This is a genomic window from Microcoleus sp. MOSTC5, from assembly GCF_036701825.1.
Classification (GTDB): Bacteria; Cyanobacteriota; Cyanobacteriia; order Cyanobacteriales; family Microcoleaceae; genus Microcoleus; species Microcoleus asticus.
Window position 1 is genome coordinate 1 of record NZ_JAUBRK010000027.1, and the last position, 19,477, is coordinate 19,477.

Genomic DNA, 19,477 nt, shown 5'->3' on the forward strand with positions numbered 1-19,477 from the left:
TTGTGTGTTTCTATAGCTTAACCGAAAAGAGTGCCTTTTTTTCTGTTGATTTTGGGGTCAGATTGCACTCACTTTTTTCACTTCTCTGCTGCAAAAGCGATCGTATCCCTCTTTAAAAACTGTCCGGAGTATTGTAATAAAACGGTGGGTATAAAACCGATGAATACATAGAGAATGCGAGTATAAATTCCGCCGAAAAGACCGAAATGAAGAGTACCGATCGCAATCATAAACTTGAACATAGGCGGCGGTTCTACAACCCGATTGACATTCAACACTTTCCCACTGTATCGGTTCAGTTCTACGTTACTCAAAGCAAATCGAATTGACTCGTGAGGAAGTTGCTTGCTAACCGTAATTTTTTCAGGTTGATGTTCGTCAAAAACTACATAAGTCGTTTTTCCATCCGGCATAGCTGCATCAGCTTTGCGTAATAGTTCGCTTAAAGCTACCGGTTGTTTGGCAGGAGGTAATACTTTTGCAACTTGCGGAGGTTGATTGAATGCAAATAGCAGGGCTAAGCCTGAAAGCGTGGCACCTGTCGCAGCCAGAATCAGTAAAAATGTACTTGATAAAATGCCTCCGACTTGATGGATGTCGTAACTTAATAACGGTAGTGGCGCCGTTGTGCGAACTGTAAAGCCGCTTTTCAATTTTCGCCAACCAGTCCACAACATTGTCCCTGTAATTACGATCAGTAAAAATAGCAAACCAGTCACGCCGACAATCACTTCTCCAACTTGACCTAGAGCTAATTTGGAGTGCAAGTTGTAGATAAATCCCATTAGCGATCGCTCCCATTTTCTCGCCCCTAAAACCTTAGCCGTGTAGGGATTGACAAATGTATCTAGGTTTTCCCCGTCTTTGGCTTTTATTGTTACCTGATAGCTGCCATCCGGCGTTTGAGGAAAGCGAATCGACTCTAGAGGGAAGTCAGGATAAGCAGCTTGAACTGGCGCAACTATTTTATCAAGGGATACTAGCTTTGCTTGGGGAACAACTCGCATTAAAGATGGGTTAATTCTGCGATCGAGTTCTTGGTGAAAGACAATGGCGCCACCTGTCAAACTAATGATACTTAGTAATAGCCCGATTGCGATCCCAATCGCACCATGTATTGTTACTATTTGTTGGCGAACTTTCATAAGTTTCCACTCCTTATTTATATAAAAACCGTATTTAGCGGTAGGTTAATGACACTAGCTGTGAGATTTTAAACGGCGATAATTAGCCATCAAAACTATACGGAAACCGTGGACTCTGCCTCTGTTAAGCTAATGGTCATAGCAGGTATTGGGTTCAGTTCTGAGTTAACCATTCTAAGATCGTTGGCGGAGGCCAAATGCGTCCGCCCTCGCGCCGTGCTTAAAATGCCTTTGTTAGCGTTACTTCGCACTGCTCAGCTTTCAGGCCGTGCAAAATATTAGAGAGAAAAACCACGTCACTCACTCTCCTTTGCCACATTTTGTTTTGCCACCGCCACAATAAGTCCCCCACCAAGGATTGAATTTAGCCGGATCTTCTTGATCTTTGGTCATATTCACAAGCGTTGCAAAGCTAGATGGCTTACTGGCATACCGCAAGTGCATATGTATTGGTTCACCGTTTGATTCACCGTGCGGCGGGATGAAACTGAGATACTGGAAGCGATTGCAGCCTGGATCTTGCTTTTCTTGTTTCACCAACTCAAATAAATCCCAAGTCATTTTATATTCGGCGTAATACTTGGCATCGCCAGTTGCACCCATGTAGACATACTGGCAGTTGCGCGCGATCGGTTTTTTTCCGGCTGCATCTGCGTAGAAGCTGAATTTCTCCATTTTTTCGACATCAATGCGTTTGGGGTTGCGCGGATCTTTGACAGAGTTCTGGTGTTCTGTGTTGAGATTAAACACGCCATTAAATCCTAAGTAAGGGACTTTATAAGCATTCATCGAGATAACTTGAGTGGCTACAGGTGATGGAGGCGTAATTTTTGGGGGCGCTGCCGGAGCAGTCTTTTCAGATCCACTTGCAATGTTTTCTGAGGCTGGTTTCGCGTCAGGTTGACTGACTTGTGGTGCATCTGATAGGGGTTGACAAGCGATCGTTGCTACCCCAGTTAGAATGAGAATTGGATTAAGTTGAAATCGTTTCATGGTGGAGTCTAATGGTAGAAAAATTTAGAACGCGATCGAGCCGTTGCCAAGTCGAAAAATAACTATCAAAACTGTATGGAAAATGAACCAATTACTGTCAATGGTTCACCAGGCTGATTGCTTGAGTCGCGGGCACCACTGACAGATTCAATGTAGTTGACATTGAACAGGTTTTTAATATTTATGGCAGCTCGCCAATTATCGCGCTGATAAAAAACAGCAGCATTGGGGAGGAAATAACTATCCGCTTGAAAGCTGTTAGCTAAATCCCCTTCTCTCTCGCCCACATAGCTGAACCCAAGCCCAAAACCTAAACCCTGCAACTCGCCCCTTTGAATTTCATAAGTTGTCCACAGACTACCGCTATGTTTGGGAACATTAAACAATCTGTTGCCCACCAACTCGCGGTCTGTATCTGCTGTAACTTCAGCGTCAGTGTAGGCGTAAGCTGCAATAATATTCCAACCCGGTAAAATTTGTCCCGAAATATCGAATTCAAGACCTCGACTCCGCTGTTCCCCAGAGGCAATTGAGAATAAAAGATTATTCGGATCTGTGACAGCAACGTTCTGTTTTTTAATGTCAAAGTATGCCACTGTAGCCGCCAGCCTTCTGTCGAGCAACTCAGCTTTGACACCGACTTCGTAACCTTTTCCGGTTTCGGGTTCGATCAGAGCGCCCCCGGCTGTTGTTGCCGAACCTGGATTAAAAGAGCGCGAATAACTCGCATAAAGAGAAAGTTCTGGGATGGGTTGATAAACAATCCCTACACGGGGGGTAAAATCATCGTAGTTTTGAGTTGTTTTGCTTCCCTCTGAGCTGGAATCACCCGGAAGAACTCGGTTTTTTTGCTCTGCGGTGTCATAGCGAATACCTGCTAGCAGCTTTAAATTATCGAAGATTGAAATTTGATCTTGCACGTAGAATCCATATCGGCTTGTCTTTACCCTATTTCCTCCAAAACCAGGTAGTGTATCCTCATCTGGCCTGGGAATTTGTCCGTAAACCGGATTGAAAATATTGATGGAACTCGGTGTTTCAAAATCACCGACTGTGAAAATTCTTTCATTATTGTAGCTGATGTCTGCACCGAATAGAAGAGTGTGTTTGACTGAACCTGTAGCAAACTCACCTACGATGTTTGTTTGGAAGGCGTAGTTTTTATCTTGCCCGTCTTGAGAAGCAAAGAAGCGATCGAGGGTGCTAGTTGCATCATCAAAGCCAAGTTGAAGAGCGATTACATTGAAATCGTAGTCGTAGGATGAATAGCGAAACGCATTTCGTAGCTTCCAGTTGTTACTGAAACGGTAATCGAAATTGTAGCCAACATTCAAGTATTGAGTGTCTACTCTATCCTCGGGTTCGCCGGCAACGCGATCGCGCGGAACGTCAACAACCCGACGACCAATCACAGGCAGTCCATTATCAGCAGCCCGCTTATCATCGATGTATTCTAGAGAAACTGTCAAGTCGGCGCGATCGCTTATTTTCCAAGCAAGCGTCGGCCCAATAAAGAACCGCTGATTGTCTTGGTTAAAGCCCCGATAATTATCACTTGTTTGGTACAATCCGTTCAGGCGGTAAAGCAGGCTGCGATCTGAGGTTAAAGGGCCGGAAATGTCAAAGCGGGGTCGGATAAAACTCTGGTTTCCAAGTTGCAGTTCAGCTTCGTAGAAAGGTTCTGACAGCGGTTTTTTGGATACTAAGTTAATTAAACCGCCTGGTTGAATCTCGCCGAACAAAATTGAAGCTGGCCCTTTCAGAACTTCAACGCGATCGAGGTTGGCGATTTCTGGAAAAGACTGATAATTACCATATCGCCTGAACCCATCTCGCAAGACAGGGGCATCGCCAAAACCCCGAAGGCCGAATGTGGTGCCCCGCCCTGTAAGATTTCCGCCCACTGTGACACCGCTAACGTTGCGGAGTGCCTCATCTAAGCGGGTGACTTGTTGATCTTCTATCACTTCTTGAGGAACTACTTGGATCGACTGAGGAATATCTCGAATTGGCGTGTCGGTTCTCGTCGCAGTGGAAGCATCGGGAGCTCGATAGGGAGTTTGCTGACGGGCGGTGACTGTGATATTAATATCTTCTTGGGGGCTGGGTGTCACGCCTAAAACTAATCCCCGATCGCTGTTTACTACCTCTGATGTCGGTGCTGCTTTTATGCCAGTTACACTCACTTGAATCCGATTGCCTTCCAACTGAGTTACTGTTACGGATGCAATTCCTCGATCGGCACTAGAAGCTTGAAATCCCGCACCTGAAGGTAAAGCTAATTGGGCATTTTCAATATCTGCGATCGCGCTTTTTCCCTCTATTCTGGTCGTAGCTTGCAGCACTTGCCCGTCAGGTGTCTCTAGAATTACTTGTAAACCGCTGGCAGTTGGGTTCAATCGCACGCCCGTTACTTGTACGACTGATTGAGAGATTTGCACAGTATCGTCCAAACCTCTAAAACTCAGTACCGACGGACGCAATAGCCCTTGGGCGCTGGTGCTGGGTTGTTCTATTTCGTCAACTTTAGGAATGGATGTCGTCGGTATTGATAGCCCAGCGGCTACTGGTGGAGGATTGGGGATAGAGGTAGAGCGATCGTCGTTGTCAGAAATATTTTGCGTCAAGAGGGGATTGGGTTGGCGAGATTCGTCCTCCGCAGTTTGCTTTGTTTCAAGCTTTTCACTTTTAATCGACGACTTCTTAAGGGAAAGTTCTGGCCGTACCCCAAGAGCACGATCGGGCAACGGTTGAGGCAATTCCTCTGACTCGCCCGGACGCTCGAAAGGCGTTGGTGTCTGGGGGCTCGATCGCGATGCTTCAGTTAAGTCCTCCTTAGCAGCGTCAGCCGCCACAGACGGCGCGGTACCAATACTCAGCAGTGCAACGCACGCCAACGGTAAATACAGTTTCATCGGAACACCACACACCGGTAATATTTTTGGGCTGCTACGCAATTAGTAAGGGTCGCGGTCAACAAGCCAGCAGTTTATTGCTAATAATTTGCAGTAACTCCGTCAAAATAAAATAACTCTGCTGCCAATGTCAAGTAAATCTCCAACTTTTTTTTTGATAAAGCCTATTCCAGGTTTATGAAGTGTAGTAGGGACACGGCTGGGCCCCGTATCCCTAAGAGGATCGAACGGTAGGCGGGTCTACTTCATAAACCTGGAATCTGCTGTAAGTAGCGAGGACTTGAGCTATAAGCTTCGGACTTAAGTCTTGGAGCGGTCTTTCGGCTTAAGTTGACATCTCGTCGTCGGCTCGCTCTAATCAAGAACTAATCTTAATAAGCTCTTGCGACAGAAGCAAGAAAAACTTTTTGAGGAGGAACATCGAGCGGGCGATCGAACCCCCCTGGATCTGACTCGCCGGGAAGTCCCCACCTAACATTCCTATAGGTAGGGACTTCCCGGCGGTTTTGTTAAAACTTAAAATAGTGTGCAGAATAACGGACTTGCACCTAAAGACAGAGGAAAATAGCGCTACTCCAACATAAAAGCTTTGTCTATGCAGCCAATTCGCACATTTAACGTTTCCCCCTCGCTACCGACAATTCTCGAACCCCTGCGCAAGCTTGCCTACAATTTGCACTGGGACTGGAACGTCGATACCAAAGACCTCTTCCGCCGCCTCGATCGAGACCTGTGGGACTCCAGCAACCAAAACCCGGTACTGATGCTCGGAACCATATCTCAAGAGCGACTGCAAGAAATGGCAGAAGACGAAGGCTTCATCGCCCAAATGAACCGAGCCGCCCAGCAGTTAGACGATTACCTCAAAAATCGCGCCTGGTACCGCAAACAGCGCGGCACCGAGCTGCAGGAATGCTATGCTTACTTTTCGATGGAATTCGGCTTAGTTAAAGCCCTACCGATCTATTCCGGCGGTTTGGGCGTGCTCGCAGGCGACCACCTCAAATCAGCTAGCGATTTGGGCTTGCCCTTAGTCGGTGTCGGCCTGCTGTACCAAGAAGGTTATTTTTCGCAGTATCTCAACGCCGACGGCTGGCAGCAAGAACGCTATCCGCTCAACGATTTCTACAATATGCCGCTGCACCCTGAACGCAATCCCGACGGTTCGGAATTGCGGATTGAGGTGGACTATCCCGGCCGCAAGGTGTATGCCCGAATTTGGCGGGTACAAGTGGGAACGGTTCCTTTGTACCTGATGGATACAAATATTGAACCTAACAGCCGCTACGACCAAGATATTACCGACCAACTGTATGGCGGTGATAAAACTCTGCGGATGCACCAAGAAATCATGCTGGGCATCGGCGGCGTGAAAATGCTCAAGGCATTGGGGCTGACAGTTACTGCTTATCACATGAATGAAGGCCACGCGGCTTTCATGGCTTTGGAACGCATTCGGATGCTGATGGAGGAATATCACCTGAGTTTCGTGGAAGCGGAACAGGTGGTGGTTTCGAGCAGTATGTTTACGACTCACACGCCGGTACCTGCTGGGTTTGACTTGTTCGAGCCGGATATGGTGATGCACTATCTCGATCAATATCCCAAGATTTTTGGCTTGTCGCAAGATGAGTTTCTGGGATTGGGCCGCGAGAATACTCGCGATTTGTCCGGGCCTCTGAATATGGCTATTTTGGCTATTAAAATGTCAAGTTTTGTCAACGGGGTGGCCGCTTTGCACGGTGTGGTGTCGCGCCCGATGTTTCAGGGATTGTGGCCGGGTTTGCCGCAGGAAGAAGTGCCGATTACTTCGATTACCAACGGGGTTCACGCTCGCAGTTGTGTGGCGAAGTCTACTCAGGAGTTGTACGATCGATACCTCGGCCCGGATTGGGAAATGACTCGCAAGGACGATCGACTCTGGGACAGGCTGTCGTCGATTCCTGATGAGGAATTGTGGCGGAATCACGAACGCTGTCGATCGGAGTTGGTGGTGTTCGCACGGGAGTGGCTGCAAAAGACTTTGCGCGAGCGCGGTGCGGCCCAAACGGAAATCGAGCGGGCGCGGGAGGCTCTCAATCCCAAGGTGCTGACGATCGGGTTTGCCCGCCGCTTTGCTACTTACAAGCGGGCTACACTGTTTTTGCGCGATGTCGAGCGAATTATGCGGATCATGCGGGACAGCAACCGTCCCGTGCAGTTTGTGATTGCTGGGAAGGCTCACCCGATGGATATTCCGGGTAAGGAATTGATTCGGGATATCGTTCACTTCATCCGCGAGCACGACACGATGAGCTCGATGGTCTTTTTGCCGAACTACGACATTAACGTCGCTCGGATGATGGTGTCTGGCTGCGATGTGTGGCTGAATACGCCGCGCCGCCCCCGGGAAGCTTCCGGGACTTCGGGGATGAAAGCTTCGATGAACGGTTTACCGAATCTCAGCATCCTCGACGGATGGTGGGATGAGGCTGATTATGTTCGTACCGGTTGGCCGATCGGACATGGGGAGTTTTACGAAGATACTAAGTATCAGGATGAGGTCGAGGCGAATGCTTTGTACGACTTGATGGAAAAGGAAGTTGTACCGCTGTTTTACAACCGGGATGATGATGGAATTCCCCGCGGTTGGACGGCGAAAATGAAGGATTCGATTCGCTTGAATTGTCCTTTCTTCAATACTGCTCGGATGGTGAAGGATTACGCGCGGCGGGCATATTTCCCGGTGAGCGATCGATTCCACACCATGACTTCGGATAATTGCGCTCCCGCCAAGGAGTTGTCTCACTGGAAGAAGCACATTCTCGCGAAGTGGAAGGATATTAAAATTGAGGCTGTTGATATTTCCCAGGATAAGGAAGTTAAGGTCAATCAGTCGATCGCTGTTAAATCTCGGATTAATCTGATGGGATTGACGCCTGCGGACGTGCAAGTCGAACTTTATCAAGGTTCGGTTGATGCTAACGGAAATATCATCGGTGGCGTGCCGGTGGTGATGGAGTATTTGGGAGAAGATTCTCACAATACTAGCCTTTATACGGCTGACATTACTTATACTTCTAGCGGCTTGCAAGGTTTGTCGTTGCGGGTTTTGCCGAAGCACGACAATCTCAGCAGTCCTTATGAAGCTGGCGTGATTCTCTGGGCACATTAGTCAGTTGACTGTTGACTGTTGACTGTTGACTGTTGACTGTTGACTGTTGTCATGCCCTATTCTGTCATTCTTCTTCTTTTTTATCGAAGTTGGGGAATAACGATGTAGCCGGTTGTGCGATCGCCCAATACCAAATTCCGCTCGATTCCCCAGTACCACCAGTGCGCGCCTATATAAGCGCACAGCAAGGCATCTAGCTTGTCTTCTAAGGCTTTGAGGGTTGCAACACTGGTGGGGATTTTTAAAGGAATTAAACCGCCAAGGCTCACAGGCATCTTGCCTGTGCCACAAGACAGATTTAGAGAGGGTTCAAGGCTCGGTAAAATATCTATAATATACTGGCAGAGTTTCATCAATTCTAGTTGACGTTCTGCCAGTTTTCCTTTTTTGTATTTGATGATTTTGTCTAATTTAAATAAGTTTATTGTGGCTGGATGGGGATAGACTTCTATTTGATATCTGCCTAATTTTTGAGCTTCCATTATCGGTGCGTGGACAAATCCTCTGGCTTCTAAACTGAGGCCGAATTCGATTGTTTTTTGGGCGAAGGGGCGGGAAAGATTGGCGGGATAGCAGCCGGCGTGGTAGCGCCCGAAGTGTTTGTGGGTGAGTTTGTCTGCTTCGCGCATTCCCACAGGATTAGGGATGATTGTGGGGGCGTCTACTGCGATTATTGCTGGTTCGGTTGGGGAGACTTGGGTATCGATCCAGGTGAGAATGTCGTTAAGGGATTGTTGGCGATCGCACTCTATTAATTCTAATTGGTTATTTTGCCAATTCAAACAGCACAAACCGCTTGCTCCTGAACTCCAACCTAAGTCTATGCCGATAAATTTCATATAGTTCTGGACGCACGGGTGGTCAGAAACCGGGTTTTTTTGCGAAATACTTAGTTACAGCCGGCAAAAACCGCAAAAAACCCGGTTTCTTTGGCTTTGATGCGTCCACTCAACTCTTCTCCTGCTTCTCATCCGATGGCGGGGGTTGTTGTTTCATTTCCTTTTGGTGTTCTCTGGCTGCTTGCTCCAAAATGAATGCTGACAAGCTGCTGACTGAACGGCGTTCTTGACTTGCCCACTCTTCAAGGATGTCATAGATTCCATCGGCTAAATAGGTCGCTAAGCGTTTGGTCATCAGAGATTCATTATTTTTTAGTATAAGCCGATCGTAATTGTGCTGTATCTAGACCATCCTGTCGAGTTTGGCTCATTTAAAGCATTTATGTGTGCTATATCTATGCTATAGTTTCAAAAAGTCAAAAGCCAGCGCCGAACTTTCCGAGGGCCTGCGCTGGCTGATGGTTCCCCAGATACAAGGAGACAATCCACATAAAAGGAGACTATTACTATGGTAAAGCCTGTGAGCGACGGCAGCGAATATACCCGCGGCTATCAACAAGCTGTGAATGATTTTGGCATAACGCAACTGCTGTCGGGTATCCGCAGCTACTCTGATGAAGACTTTGATGCCGATCGCGCGCACATGACTGGGCCAGAGATCGAAAGCTTTGCGGTGTTTCTGATTCTGCGCGTCGGGGCGAATCTCAAAGGTAGTACGATCGCCCGCTACCTCAACACTCTCAGAAAAGCCAATTCTCCGACGATCGCCGATCGCCCCGCGATCGAACTCAACCCCAATCCGCGATCGAAAACACCTGAAAAGTCAAAGGGGGGCGATCGCACTTCTTGGGCGATCGTCCGAATTTTACCGAATGCTGAGCACTATACAATTGCGCGTTTTGTCAACCGCCAAGATGCGGACGATCGGCGGAGGGCTTTGTGTCGGTTTATTCCAGGGGGTGTGTTTGAAGTTGTGTGCGATCGGGCTTAATTAAAAAACACAAATCCCGTAGTCCGTCGGGGGTTAAAACCCCCGCCGGACTGTTGCAATAAATGTAAAATATCAGTTGGAATGAACTTTTGCTAAAAGGTCGATCGCTTCAATATCGCTTGTACTACAATTAAAATCTATACTCTCTTTACTAAAACCGATGGAAACCATCAATCTTAAAGAAGAAGTCCGCAGCTTAATAGATCAACTGCCTGAAAACTTTACCTTGTCTGACCTGATATCTGCAATTTATCTCAGGCAAGCGATGAAATCCGAACCTATCCATGTTAAAGGCATAAAACAAGGTAAAAAGATCCAACTGTCAGATTATCTCAGGCAACTGTTGAAATCCGAACCTCTCCAAGTTAAAGGCATAAAACAAGGTAAAAACATCCAACTGCCAGCAAATTTTAACATTCCTGATGGCTGCGAAGTTCTGATTGAAGTGCGGGAAGTTTCGCCTGTAAACCATGAGGAGAAACTGAAAAGGATGAAAGAGTTTCTGGCAGCTTTGTCAGATGAAGACAGAGAGGAATGGCAAAAAATTGGAGAATTCTTAGAAAGCGATCGCACAACCAATAGAAAATCATCGGTGATGCCTCCTAAAAAGCGCGGTGCACCACTGTTTGGCAGCGATCGCGATTTAATTTCAATATCTGACGGTTTTGACGAGCCGCTGGAGTTATTGCCATCGCCGTTGGTCGATCGCTTGCTTGAAAAAGCTAAAGACTTGACTAAAGTATCCGCAGAATTAGCTGAAATTATTGCTAAAGTTGAGAAAGAACGCCATATCGATAAACCTGATAATTTTTGGGAAGCACTCCAAAAGTTTCGTCAAGAAAACAATTTAGAAGCAGCAGGAATTGAGCCAGAAGTTTTTGAGGGAGTCAGGGATTCATCACCGGGGCGCGAGGTTATTTTGTGAGTTGGCGATTTTTATTAGATACTAACGTGCTTTCGGAACCAACTCGACCAATTCCCAATTCCAATGTGCTGGAAATGTTAGAGCGACACAAACACGAAATTGCGACGGCAACTGTCGTGTTTCACGAACTTTTTTTCGGGTGTAAACGACTTCCTGAATCAAGGAAACGTGGAATTATAGAAAGTTACCTCAACGAGGTGGTTCGAGTTCAAATTCCTATGCTGCCTTATGATGCTAATGCTGCCATCTGGCACGCGACAGAAAGAGCGCGTCTCTCCAGTATTGGCAAGACCCCATCATTTGCAGACGGTCAAATTGCGGCGATCGCTAAAGTAAACGATCTGATACTCGTAACGAACAATGTGTCAGACTTTGCCGATTTTCTAGATTTACAAATAGCAAACTGGTATGTGTAAATATCGCCGGCTCATCGCACAAGCAATGGTGGAAGAGATACCTCTATTAAGTAAAGATTCTGCGTTTGAGGTCTATTATATTAATCGACTTTGGTAAATTATGAAAAAGATGAAATAAATTATTAGCAGTGTTTTGGTTTTGGGTGTGTGTCTGATTCCTCTGACTGTGCCGATGATGGTACAACCGAGTTGGGCGCAAAGCCAAAATTCACAGGTTGAAAAATTAAAGCAACTCATAGAACAAGTAAAGCAACAGGAAAGGCAAGGACAAGCGCGACAGGCAATAGAAACATGGCAGCAGATTCTAGCCATTGCGCGACAATTTAAAGAGAAAAAAAGTGAAGCTATAGCACTCAATGCCATTGCTCTTAACTACAACAGCATTTCCCAACCGCAAGAAGCATTGAAATACTATAACCAAGCTTTACCAATTTGGTGGGAAGTGAGCGATCACGCAGGGGAAGCTACTACTTTGAGTAATATTGATGCAGTAAACAACCGAAGTCAACCGCCAAGCAGAACAAATCTCCCGCCAATCCCCAAATGAACCAGGTTATTTCCCTGCTGTATTGCAGGCAATTAAGAAACGCTAAACTCTCCCCCACAAAGCCAATCCGCCGCCCCTTCCCCTAGCGGCAATTATCCCATCTTCTACCAGAAAATATGCAAAAAATGCCTGTTTCCCCACACTCAAACTAAAAAATTCCGCCTCCCGCGCTTCTCCACCGCGAATAAATCCTTGATACACAGTTTTACCCAACACTTTCACTGTAATTCTGGTAAAATCAAAAGCTAAAATATTTTTATTAACCAAAAACTTAGTCGGCCCGGAAAGAGTTAGTACGATCGCCCCAACTTGCACCGAATTCTCCACCCGGCCGGTTTCGCTATTCTCTTCCCCTTCAGCAACAGGTTCTGCCGCATAAGCAATTTGAATTTTCGCAATCCACTGAGGGATGTAACGTCCCGCACCCAACACAATCCCCGCTGTTTGTCGAGTCTTTTTGGTGCCGGTGATAAAGCAGAGTTGCCAGTTGCCGATTAATTGCTCGAAAGAATAGCGAATTTTATTTTTTTTCGCGGTTTTCTCAGCTTCTAGGAGGGCGGCGACTACAGCGTCGGGAGATGGTTTAGAATTAGATTGGGCAGCTTGTTCTAGAATAGATATATTTTCCATTTAATAATATACAGATTTGTATTTTAAGGGTGGTAGCTGAGTCTAGATCCCCCTAAATCCCCCTTAAGAAGGGGGACTTTGAATGCTTTTAAGCCTGCCCTTTTTAACAAGGACTTTGACTGCTTCTTGTCCCCCCCTTATTAAGGGGGGCTAGGGGGGATCGAGCCTAAAGTCAACTGCTTGCTTCTTCCCCCTTGTTAAAGAGGGCTAGGGACGATCGCATATGTTAAATGCCTAAGTCCTAAAGCTGCAAGACATTGATAATATTAGCTGAAGTAGCGGAGAAAAACATGGTTGCGATCGCCCCCACAGAGACAGAAATCATCGTCATCGGCAGCGGGATCGGCGGCTTGACTTGCGCTGCAATGCTCGCCCGCTATGGCTTTGAGGTTTTGGTTTGCGAAAGCCATTCGATCGCGGGCGGGGCCGCACACGGTTTTGAACGCAACGGATTTAGCTTCGACTCCGGGCCCTCCCTGTACTCAGGATTATCCTACAGCCCGTCTGCCAATCCCCTGCGGCAAGTTTTGGATGCGATCGGCGAAAAACTCCCCTGCATCACCTACGATACCTGGGGTTGCTGTTTGCCAGAAGGCGACTTTGACACATCCGTTGGTGCGAGTCAATTTGGCGAAGTGCTGGCACGACTGCGCGGCGCGGCAGCAGTCGCCGAATGGCAACAACTCCAGCGCATCATGGAACCCTACGCCAAAGCTGCCATAGCCTTGCCCTCCCTGGCTTTGCGCTTCGATTTGGGCGCTGTTTTTACCCTCGGCCAATTTGCGCCGGCTTTCCTGCAAAGTGCTGGCGACGCGATCGCACTTGCAGGCCCTTTCAGCAAAATTATGGACAAAAATGTCAAAGATCCGTTTGTCCGAAATTGGCTGAATTTGTTGTGCTTCCTGCTGTCTGGACTTCCAGCAGACGGAACGATCGCAGCCGAAGTCGCTTTCATGTTCGCCGACTGGTATCGCCCCAATGCAGTTTTGGACTATCCGATCGGCGGTAGTGCAGCTTTGGTAAATGCCCTGGTACGCGGTTTAGAGCGCCACGGAGGGCGGTTGCTGCTAAATTCCCACGTTGCAGAAGTTTTCGTGGAAAACAACCGGGCTGCGGGCGTGCGGCTGCGATCGGGCAAAATAATTCGATCGCACAAAGCCGTCGTCTCCAACGCTTCCGTTTGGGATACCCTGAAACTGTTGCCTGAAACCTCTGTCCCGCAAAGGTTTCGGCAACAGCGACAGGCGACGCCCGAGTGCGACAGCTTCATGCACCTGCATCTGGGAATTGATGCTGCCGGAGTGCGATCGGACTTGGCTTGTCACTACATCTTCGTCAAAGACTGGGAAATGGGCGTTTCGGCCCCTCAGAACGTCGTTCTCGTCTCGATTCCCTCCCTCCTCGACCCCGACCTCGCGCCTCCGGGAAAGCACGTCATTCACGCATATACCCCCGGAAACGAGCCTTACGATTTGTGGCAAAAGCTCGATCGCACCAGCGAAGAGTACAAGCTGCAAAAACAAGCGCGCGCCGAGGTAATGTGGGAAGCCTTAGAGAGAATTATCCCCAATATTCGATCGCGCTGCGAAGTCACCTTAGTTGGGACACCCCTAACCCACGAACGGTTTTTGCGCCGCCATCGCGGTTCCTACGGGCCCGGAATTCGGGCGGGTAGCGGCTTGTTTCCCGGGCCGAGAACGCCTTTAGCGGGGCTGTTTTGCTGCGGAGATTCGACGTTTCCCGGAATTGGTTTGCCGGCTGTTGCTGCTAGCGGGGCGATCGCAGCCAATACGATCGCACCTTTGTACAAACATATGCAATTGATTCAGGAAGTTATTAGTTAGTTGTTATATCGATTCCGGTTGCACCGTCCGTGCTTGTTGACTGTTGACTGTTGACTGATGACTGTTGACTGTTGACTAATGACTGATGATATCATTTCGGCGCAGGCGGGATTGATATTATTAGACATCTCCCATAATTATTGTGGAACAGGCACCGTGCCTGTTCAAAACCTGCTTTTTAGGAGATGTTTATTAGTTATTAGTTATTTGTTATTTGTTAACGGGATTATTGAAGCGCTTTCCTAGCGAAGGACGCGAAGCAAGAGTAAACAATAATTGTATATACAGCAGTTCTCAATAAAGTGAGGTATGCCCTATGCCCTATGCCCTATGCCCTATGCCCTATGCCCGCTTATCAAGCGTCCACCTCATGTTACTGAGAAAGGCTATAGTTAGTAAAATGTGACCGAGATCTGTCAGCATAGAAATAGATAGTTCGATCGCAAAGAGGCCACCGTGCAACCCGTAGACTTTACAACTTTAACCGCAGCTTGCAGCGAACTGCGAGCCCAATGGCTGCCAGCGCGCTTAGAACAAGTCTACCAGCGCGATCGCTTCACCGTGTCCCTAGCCCTACGCACCATGAAAGGGCGCGGCTGGATTGACCTTTCCTGGCATCCTGTGGCCGCCCGCATCTGCGTCGGCGACCCCCCGCCCCGCATTCCCGACACCTTCACCTTCAGCGAACAACTGCGGCATCAACTCAGCGGTTTAGCCTTAGTTTCCATCGCCCCCGTTGCATCCTGGGAAAGAGTCATCGACTTGCAATTCGCCAAACGCCCCGGAGAACCCGCCCTCTGGCACCTGTACGCCGAAATCATGGGCAAGTACAGCAACGTCATCCTCACCGCCCAAGACAACCTCGTTGTCACCTGCGCCCACCAAGTCAGCGCCAAACAGTCCACCGTCCGTCCCATCCAAACCGGGCAGCCCTACGAAATGCCCCCGTCTTTGACCGATGCAGTCCCGAGTCTAAGCGAATCTCAAAACCGCTGGCAATCGCGAATTAGCCTGGTTCCCGGTCAATTAAAGGGCAATCTGCTGAAGAATTACCGAGGAATGAGTAAAGCCTTAGTTTTGTCAATGATTCGATCGGCAAATTTAGACCCCGAACAATCCACCGACAGCCTCAATCCCGACGACTGGCAGCAACTATTCCAGCGCTGGCTATACTGGCTGCAATGCCTTGAAAACTCCAAATTTCACCCGAGTTTTACCCCCGAAGGCTACACCGTCATCGATTGGCCCGCACCAGAAAATGTAGGGGGGGTGTCCTGCCCGCCCTCTGATTCTTCCTTCCTGACATCCGTTAAATCCGTTACAGAATCCGTTGCCGAACTTCCTTCTTCCGTTCAAGAATTACTTAACAGCTATTACACAGGCGAAATCAATCAAGAAGTATTCGCCCAACTGCGGCACCAGCTTACCCAAAAACTCAACAATGTCTTAGCAAAACTGCGCCTCAAAGCCAACACATTTAAAGAACGTTTGCAGCAATCGGCAGACGCCGACACCCACAAATCCCAAGCCGATTTGCTGATGGCAAATTTGCAGCATTGGGAACCGGGAATGAAATCAATTTCTCTCCCCGACTTTGAAACCGAGAAACCAGTTATCATTCCCCTAAATCCGGAAAAAAACGCCGTTCAAAACGCTCAAGCCCTCTACAAAAAACACCAAAAACTTAAAAGAGCTCGCATTGCAGTAGAACCTTTGTTAGCCGCCGTACAGGAAGAAATCGACTATTTAGAACAAGTTGAAGTCGCACTTTCGGTATTGGAAACCTACCGCAACACCCAAGATTTGCAAACCCTCGCCGAAATCCGCGAAGAACTGATCCAGCAAAAATATCTAGAGGTACCAGATTACCGCAGTACCGACAAAAATGCTGCGATCGAATTTCACCGCTACCAAACCCCCAGCGGCTTTGAATTATTAATCGGGCGCAACAATCGCCAAAACGACCAACTCACTTTTCGCACCGCCAACGACTACGACTTGTGGTTCCACACCCTAGAGATTCCCGGAAGTCACGCTTTGCTGCGTCTGAAACCCGGTACTGTGGCTGAAGAAACCGATTTGCAATTTGCCGCCGACATGACTGCTTACTACAGTCGCGCCCGCCACAGCGAACAAGTCCCCGTGGTTTATACAGAACCGAAATATGTATACAAGCCGAAAGGTGCTAAACCTGGTATGGTTGTATACAAGCAGGAGCGGATTGTCTGGGGCAGACCGCAGCAAGCTCCAGCTTGATTTATACAAAGTGAGTAAAATGGTCGATCGGCAATCGAAACCTGGTTTTTACTCCAAATAACCTGTTTGCAACCGATAAACCTACGCAGAAACCGGATTTTTGAAGCCGCGTTGGATTATACAAAGTGACGGGGAGTGCGATCGCCCTAAAAATTAAAATGCCTCTGTAATATAAAGTTTTATTACACAAAATTAAATTTTGTTGTTATAATACCGCTTAAGAGAGATGATATTTCTTTGAGAACCCGCTGCAAAGAAACGTGCAACTTGGGTTTCCTCACTGTGAGAAAAACACTGTGGGAACACAACGGATTTAACTATTTGTGCAGACCAGCTTTTGCTAAAGCTGGTCGTTTCTGTTTAAACATTAAACCCAAGCCCCCACCGATTTTAGATTGGCGATTGTAGATTTTAGATTAAAACCGCCAATCTAAAATCTAAAATCTACAATCGGTGTGGGCTGCTCCTAGAACGTAAACGTCGTTCTGACAACCCCAATCACCAAATCAGAATTATCTTTATTGTGGTCGGGAGCAGTCAGCCAAATCAGGCCAGGAGTGATAGAAATATTGTCGCTCAACTTAAACTGATAAAAACCTTCAAGGTGCAGCGAAGTATCCTTATCTTCCGGCAAAGTCCGATTAGTAGAATTCGTCACCCGCGGCTCCATACCTACCAGAATCCCCGCCACATTTCCTTCTTTCAACAAATCGGGAAAAGCCAAAGTAACTGCCCAGTTCCAGATTTTTTGATCCCCACGCTGCACAGAACCGGTAGGAGTAGCCAAGTTGGATAAAATGCGCTGGTTGGTGTAACCCGCCCAACCGCCAATTGCAAATCTCCGGTTCAACTGCCACGAAGCTTGCGCGCCGTAGGAATTGCTAGAAACTGGCAGATTGCTATCGCTGTCGAGCCCGAAAGAACCGAGACGCGCCGGGAAATTAGAAGCATTGCTGCCGGTACCGGTAACAAAGTTGTAGGAATTAACGTAAGTTAAACCTAAAGCCATGTTATCGTTCGGTTTGAAAGTCAACTGAGCCAAACCGCCGTAAGAACCGTTGAACAAACCGTTACCCTGCGTCGGGTTCGCCGCGTTGCCGGCCAAATATCCCAAACTCAGCTCGAGTTTTTCCCCGAATTGCTGCCGCAGAGCTATGCCAGAACCGCCAGTCAAGTAGTAAATCGGATTGCGAGTACCGAAGTTAGAAAGAGCGCCGTAGCCGCCGTCTCCGTCAAAGTAAGGGTTGACTGTGTTGGTAAAATCGTCAGCCGCGCCGGCGTTGGCTTCTAGAATTACAGTAGTGCTTTTGCCTAGAGGGAATTGGTAAAGCAGCGCATCTAAACCTACAGTATTGCTAGCCTCGCCAAAAGGCCCAGCATTAAACCGCAATTCCCCTTCAGCAGTTTTCGTATTATTAGTAGAAAACGAACCCAGATTCAAAACTTGCAGTCGAGTTCTGAGCAAATCTTCGCCAGAGAAACTCGTGTCGAAATTGAGACGAACCCTGCTGCCAAAAGCCGTCGTTTTATCAGCTTCGCGACCCTCGGCATCATCTCCTCCGGCGATTCCAGTCAAAGCAAATACCACTTCGCCGTTGAGTTTAGTTGTAGTTGAAAACTGATTTGCTTCTAATTCAGAGGTGCGCGCTTCCAAAACATCGACGCGGCCGCGCAAAGTTGCCAATTCCGCCGCAAATTCTTCTTGCAACCTTTGCACAGAAGCCAAATCTTCTCGCGTCGCCAGATTTCTCGAACCGCCTTGAATCAGTTCGCTAACTTTATCCAAACACGCATTTAAACCTGCTGCAAACTCGTAGCGAGTCATCGCGCGGTTGCCGCGGAAAGTGCCGTCAGGATAGCCAGCTATACAACCGTAGCGCTCTACTAGGGATTGCAAAGCTTGGAATGCCCAATCGGTGGGCCGAACGTCGGAAAGTTGCGAAACAGAAGTTACTTGGCCGGCAGCATCTTCGCTGCTGCTGTCTTCTGCGCTGTATTGGTTGATTTGTTCTAAAACATTCGACTGTGCTTGAGGTTGGGCACTTGGATGGCTCGATTGGGCAATCGGCTCGGGTTGTGCGACGGATTTTTCCGCGCTTAAATTAGCAGGTGCAACGGCGGGTTGCGTTTCGCTTAAGTTTGCGGGCGCGACTGCGGGGATTTGCTCTGCGACTGGTTGTTCGGCACTTAAATTTGCGGGCGCGACTGCGGGTTTGGTTTCGCTTAAATCTGCTGCTGCAACTTCCGGTGCTTTTGCTTGTTCGGCAACTGGGGCGATCGCTTCGTTAGCTAAGCCCTCGTAGAGGTTCGCACTTTCTTTCTCAATAGTTTCAACAGTCAAGTTGCTAGCTAGTGACGCTGGTTCGACCGTCATCGCTGCCGTCTCAGACTTTGCCACCTCGGTTGCAGCACCTGCTAATTGCAATTGATGAGCTTGAGCTGTCGCGGCAATTTCTACAGGTTGCTCTGCTGCTAGCGCCCTCGAAGATACGACTAAACTTGCTGCCAATACAGCGGGACTAACTAAAAGTCCCTTCCACAAAAATTTGGACATTTTTCCTCACACCACATTGAGCCGATCGCCCGTTCCGAAGATTTAGGCGCTCGCAAATCACCTTCAGTATTCCGCCTAATAGTATTTCTTGTCAACAATTGGGGGAATCGTTGTCGCAGATTGCGGTTTGGCTGTCTCTGATTTCATAACACCCCCGTTTATGCCAAAAATCCTTGGTTCGATCTAGATATCTACGTAGAAACCCAGTTGATGGCTTTAGGTGCGTAAGTGATCCCTCGGTAAGATTAATATTGACAGAACTGGCGCT

General features: G+C 48.0%; 14 protein-coding genes. 7 read left to right on the plus strand and 7 right to left on the minus strand.

What is annotated here, in order from left to right:
- Positions 1-77: 77 nt before the first annotated feature.
- From QUA54_RS16400 to QUA54_RS16410, 3 genes are all read right to left on the minus strand, one after another.
- The gene (locus tag QUA54_RS16400) at positions 78-1,145 is read right to left on the minus strand and encodes a PepSY-associated TM helix domain-containing protein (protein ID WP_333415458.1); all 1,068 of its coding nucleotides are present in this window, start codon (positions 1,143-1,145) and stop codon (positions 78-80) included.
- Between the two features lie 300 nt (positions 1,146-1,445).
- The gene (locus QUA54_RS16405) at positions 1,446-2,138 is read right to left on the minus strand and encodes a hypothetical protein (protein WP_333415459.1); all 693 of its coding nucleotides are present in this window, start codon (positions 2,136-2,138) and stop codon (positions 1,446-1,448) included.
- Between the two features lie 65 nt (positions 2,139-2,203).
- Entirely contained in the window at positions 2,204-5,053 is a 2,850-nt protein-coding gene (locus tag QUA54_RS16410; protein WP_333415460.1) for a TonB-dependent receptor, read from the minus strand.
- Between the two features lie 595 nt (positions 5,054-5,648).
- Here QUA54_RS16410 and glgP point away from each other — a divergent pair.
- Positions 5,649-8,207: an alpha-glucan family phosphorylase gene (gene glgP, locus QUA54_RS16415; protein WP_172188861.1), complete on the plus strand. Its 2,559-nt coding sequence runs from the start codon at positions 5,649-5,651 to the stop codon at positions 8,205-8,207.
- Positions 8,208-8,287: 80 nt separating this feature from the next.
- Here glgP and QUA54_RS16420 read toward each other — a convergent pair whose 3' ends face one another.
- Both QUA54_RS16420 and QUA54_RS16425 read right to left on the minus strand, forming a co-directional pair.
- Positions 8,288-9,046 (minus strand): DUF429 domain-containing protein, encoded by a 759-nt coding sequence (locus QUA54_RS16420; RefSeq protein ID WP_333415461.1) that lies wholly within the window; start codon positions 9,044-9,046, stop codon positions 8,288-8,290.
- Positions 9,047-9,155: 109 nt separating this feature from the next.
- On the minus strand, positions 9,156-9,341 hold the full coding sequence (locus tag QUA54_RS16425) for a ribbon-helix-helix domain-containing protein (RefSeq protein ID WP_333190835.1): 186 nt from the start codon (positions 9,339-9,341) through the stop codon (positions 9,156-9,158).
- A 213-nt stretch (positions 9,342-9,554) separates the two neighbouring features.
- Between QUA54_RS16425 and QUA54_RS16430 the strand changes: the two genes are divergently transcribed.
- The 4 genes from QUA54_RS16430 to QUA54_RS16445 all read left to right on the plus strand — a co-directional run bounded on the left by QUA54_RS16430 (position 9,555) and on the right by QUA54_RS16445 (position 11,925).
- Complete coding sequence (locus QUA54_RS16430; RefSeq protein ID WP_333415462.1) at positions 9,555-10,037, plus strand: hypothetical protein; 483 nt, start codon at positions 9,555-9,557, stop codon at positions 10,035-10,037.
- A gap of 160 nt (positions 10,038-10,197) precedes the next feature.
- Entirely contained in the window at positions 10,198-10,962 is a 765-nt protein-coding gene (locus QUA54_RS16435) for a hypothetical protein (RefSeq protein WP_333415463.1), read from the plus strand.
- Positions 10,959-11,378, plus strand: coding sequence for a type II toxin-antitoxin system VapC family toxin (locus QUA54_RS16440; RefSeq protein WP_333415464.1), 420 nt, complete (start codon positions 10,959-10,961; stop codon positions 11,376-11,378). Before QUA54_RS16435 ends, QUA54_RS16440 begins: the two co-directional genes overlap by 4 nt.
- 133 nt (positions 11,379-11,511) lie before the next feature.
- Positions 11,512-11,925 (plus strand): tetratricopeptide repeat protein, encoded by a 414-nt coding sequence (locus QUA54_RS16445; RefSeq protein ID WP_333415465.1) that lies wholly within the window; start codon positions 11,512-11,514, stop codon positions 11,923-11,925.
- 42 nt (positions 11,926-11,967) lie between these two features.
- Here the strand turns inward: QUA54_RS16445 and QUA54_RS16450 are convergent, their stop codons facing one another.
- On the minus strand, positions 11,968-12,555 hold the full coding sequence (locus tag QUA54_RS16450; RefSeq protein WP_333415466.1) for a hypothetical protein: 588 nt from the start codon (positions 12,553-12,555) through the stop codon (positions 11,968-11,970).
- Between the two features lie 290 nt (positions 12,556-12,845).
- Between QUA54_RS16450 and QUA54_RS16455 the strand changes: the two genes are divergently transcribed.
- Together QUA54_RS16455 and QUA54_RS16460 are read left to right on the plus strand one after the other, a co-directional pair.
- Entirely contained in the window at positions 12,846-14,399 is a 1,554-nt protein-coding gene (locus tag QUA54_RS16455) for an NAD(P)/FAD-dependent oxidoreductase (protein WP_333415519.1), read from the plus strand.
- 456 nt (positions 14,400-14,855) lie between these two features.
- Positions 14,856-16,655, plus strand: a complete 1,800-nt coding sequence (locus QUA54_RS16460; RefSeq protein ID WP_333415467.1) for an NFACT RNA binding domain-containing protein — start codon at positions 14,856-14,858, stop codon at positions 16,653-16,655.
- A gap of 466 nt (positions 16,656-17,121) precedes the next feature.
- Here the strand turns inward: QUA54_RS16460 and QUA54_RS16465 are convergent, their stop codons facing one another.
- A complete protein-coding gene (locus tag QUA54_RS16465) occupies positions 17,122-19,209 on the minus strand; it encodes an iron uptake porin (RefSeq protein ID WP_333415468.1) in 2,088 nt (695 codons plus the stop codon).
- Positions 19,210-19,477: the final 268 nt, after the last annotated feature.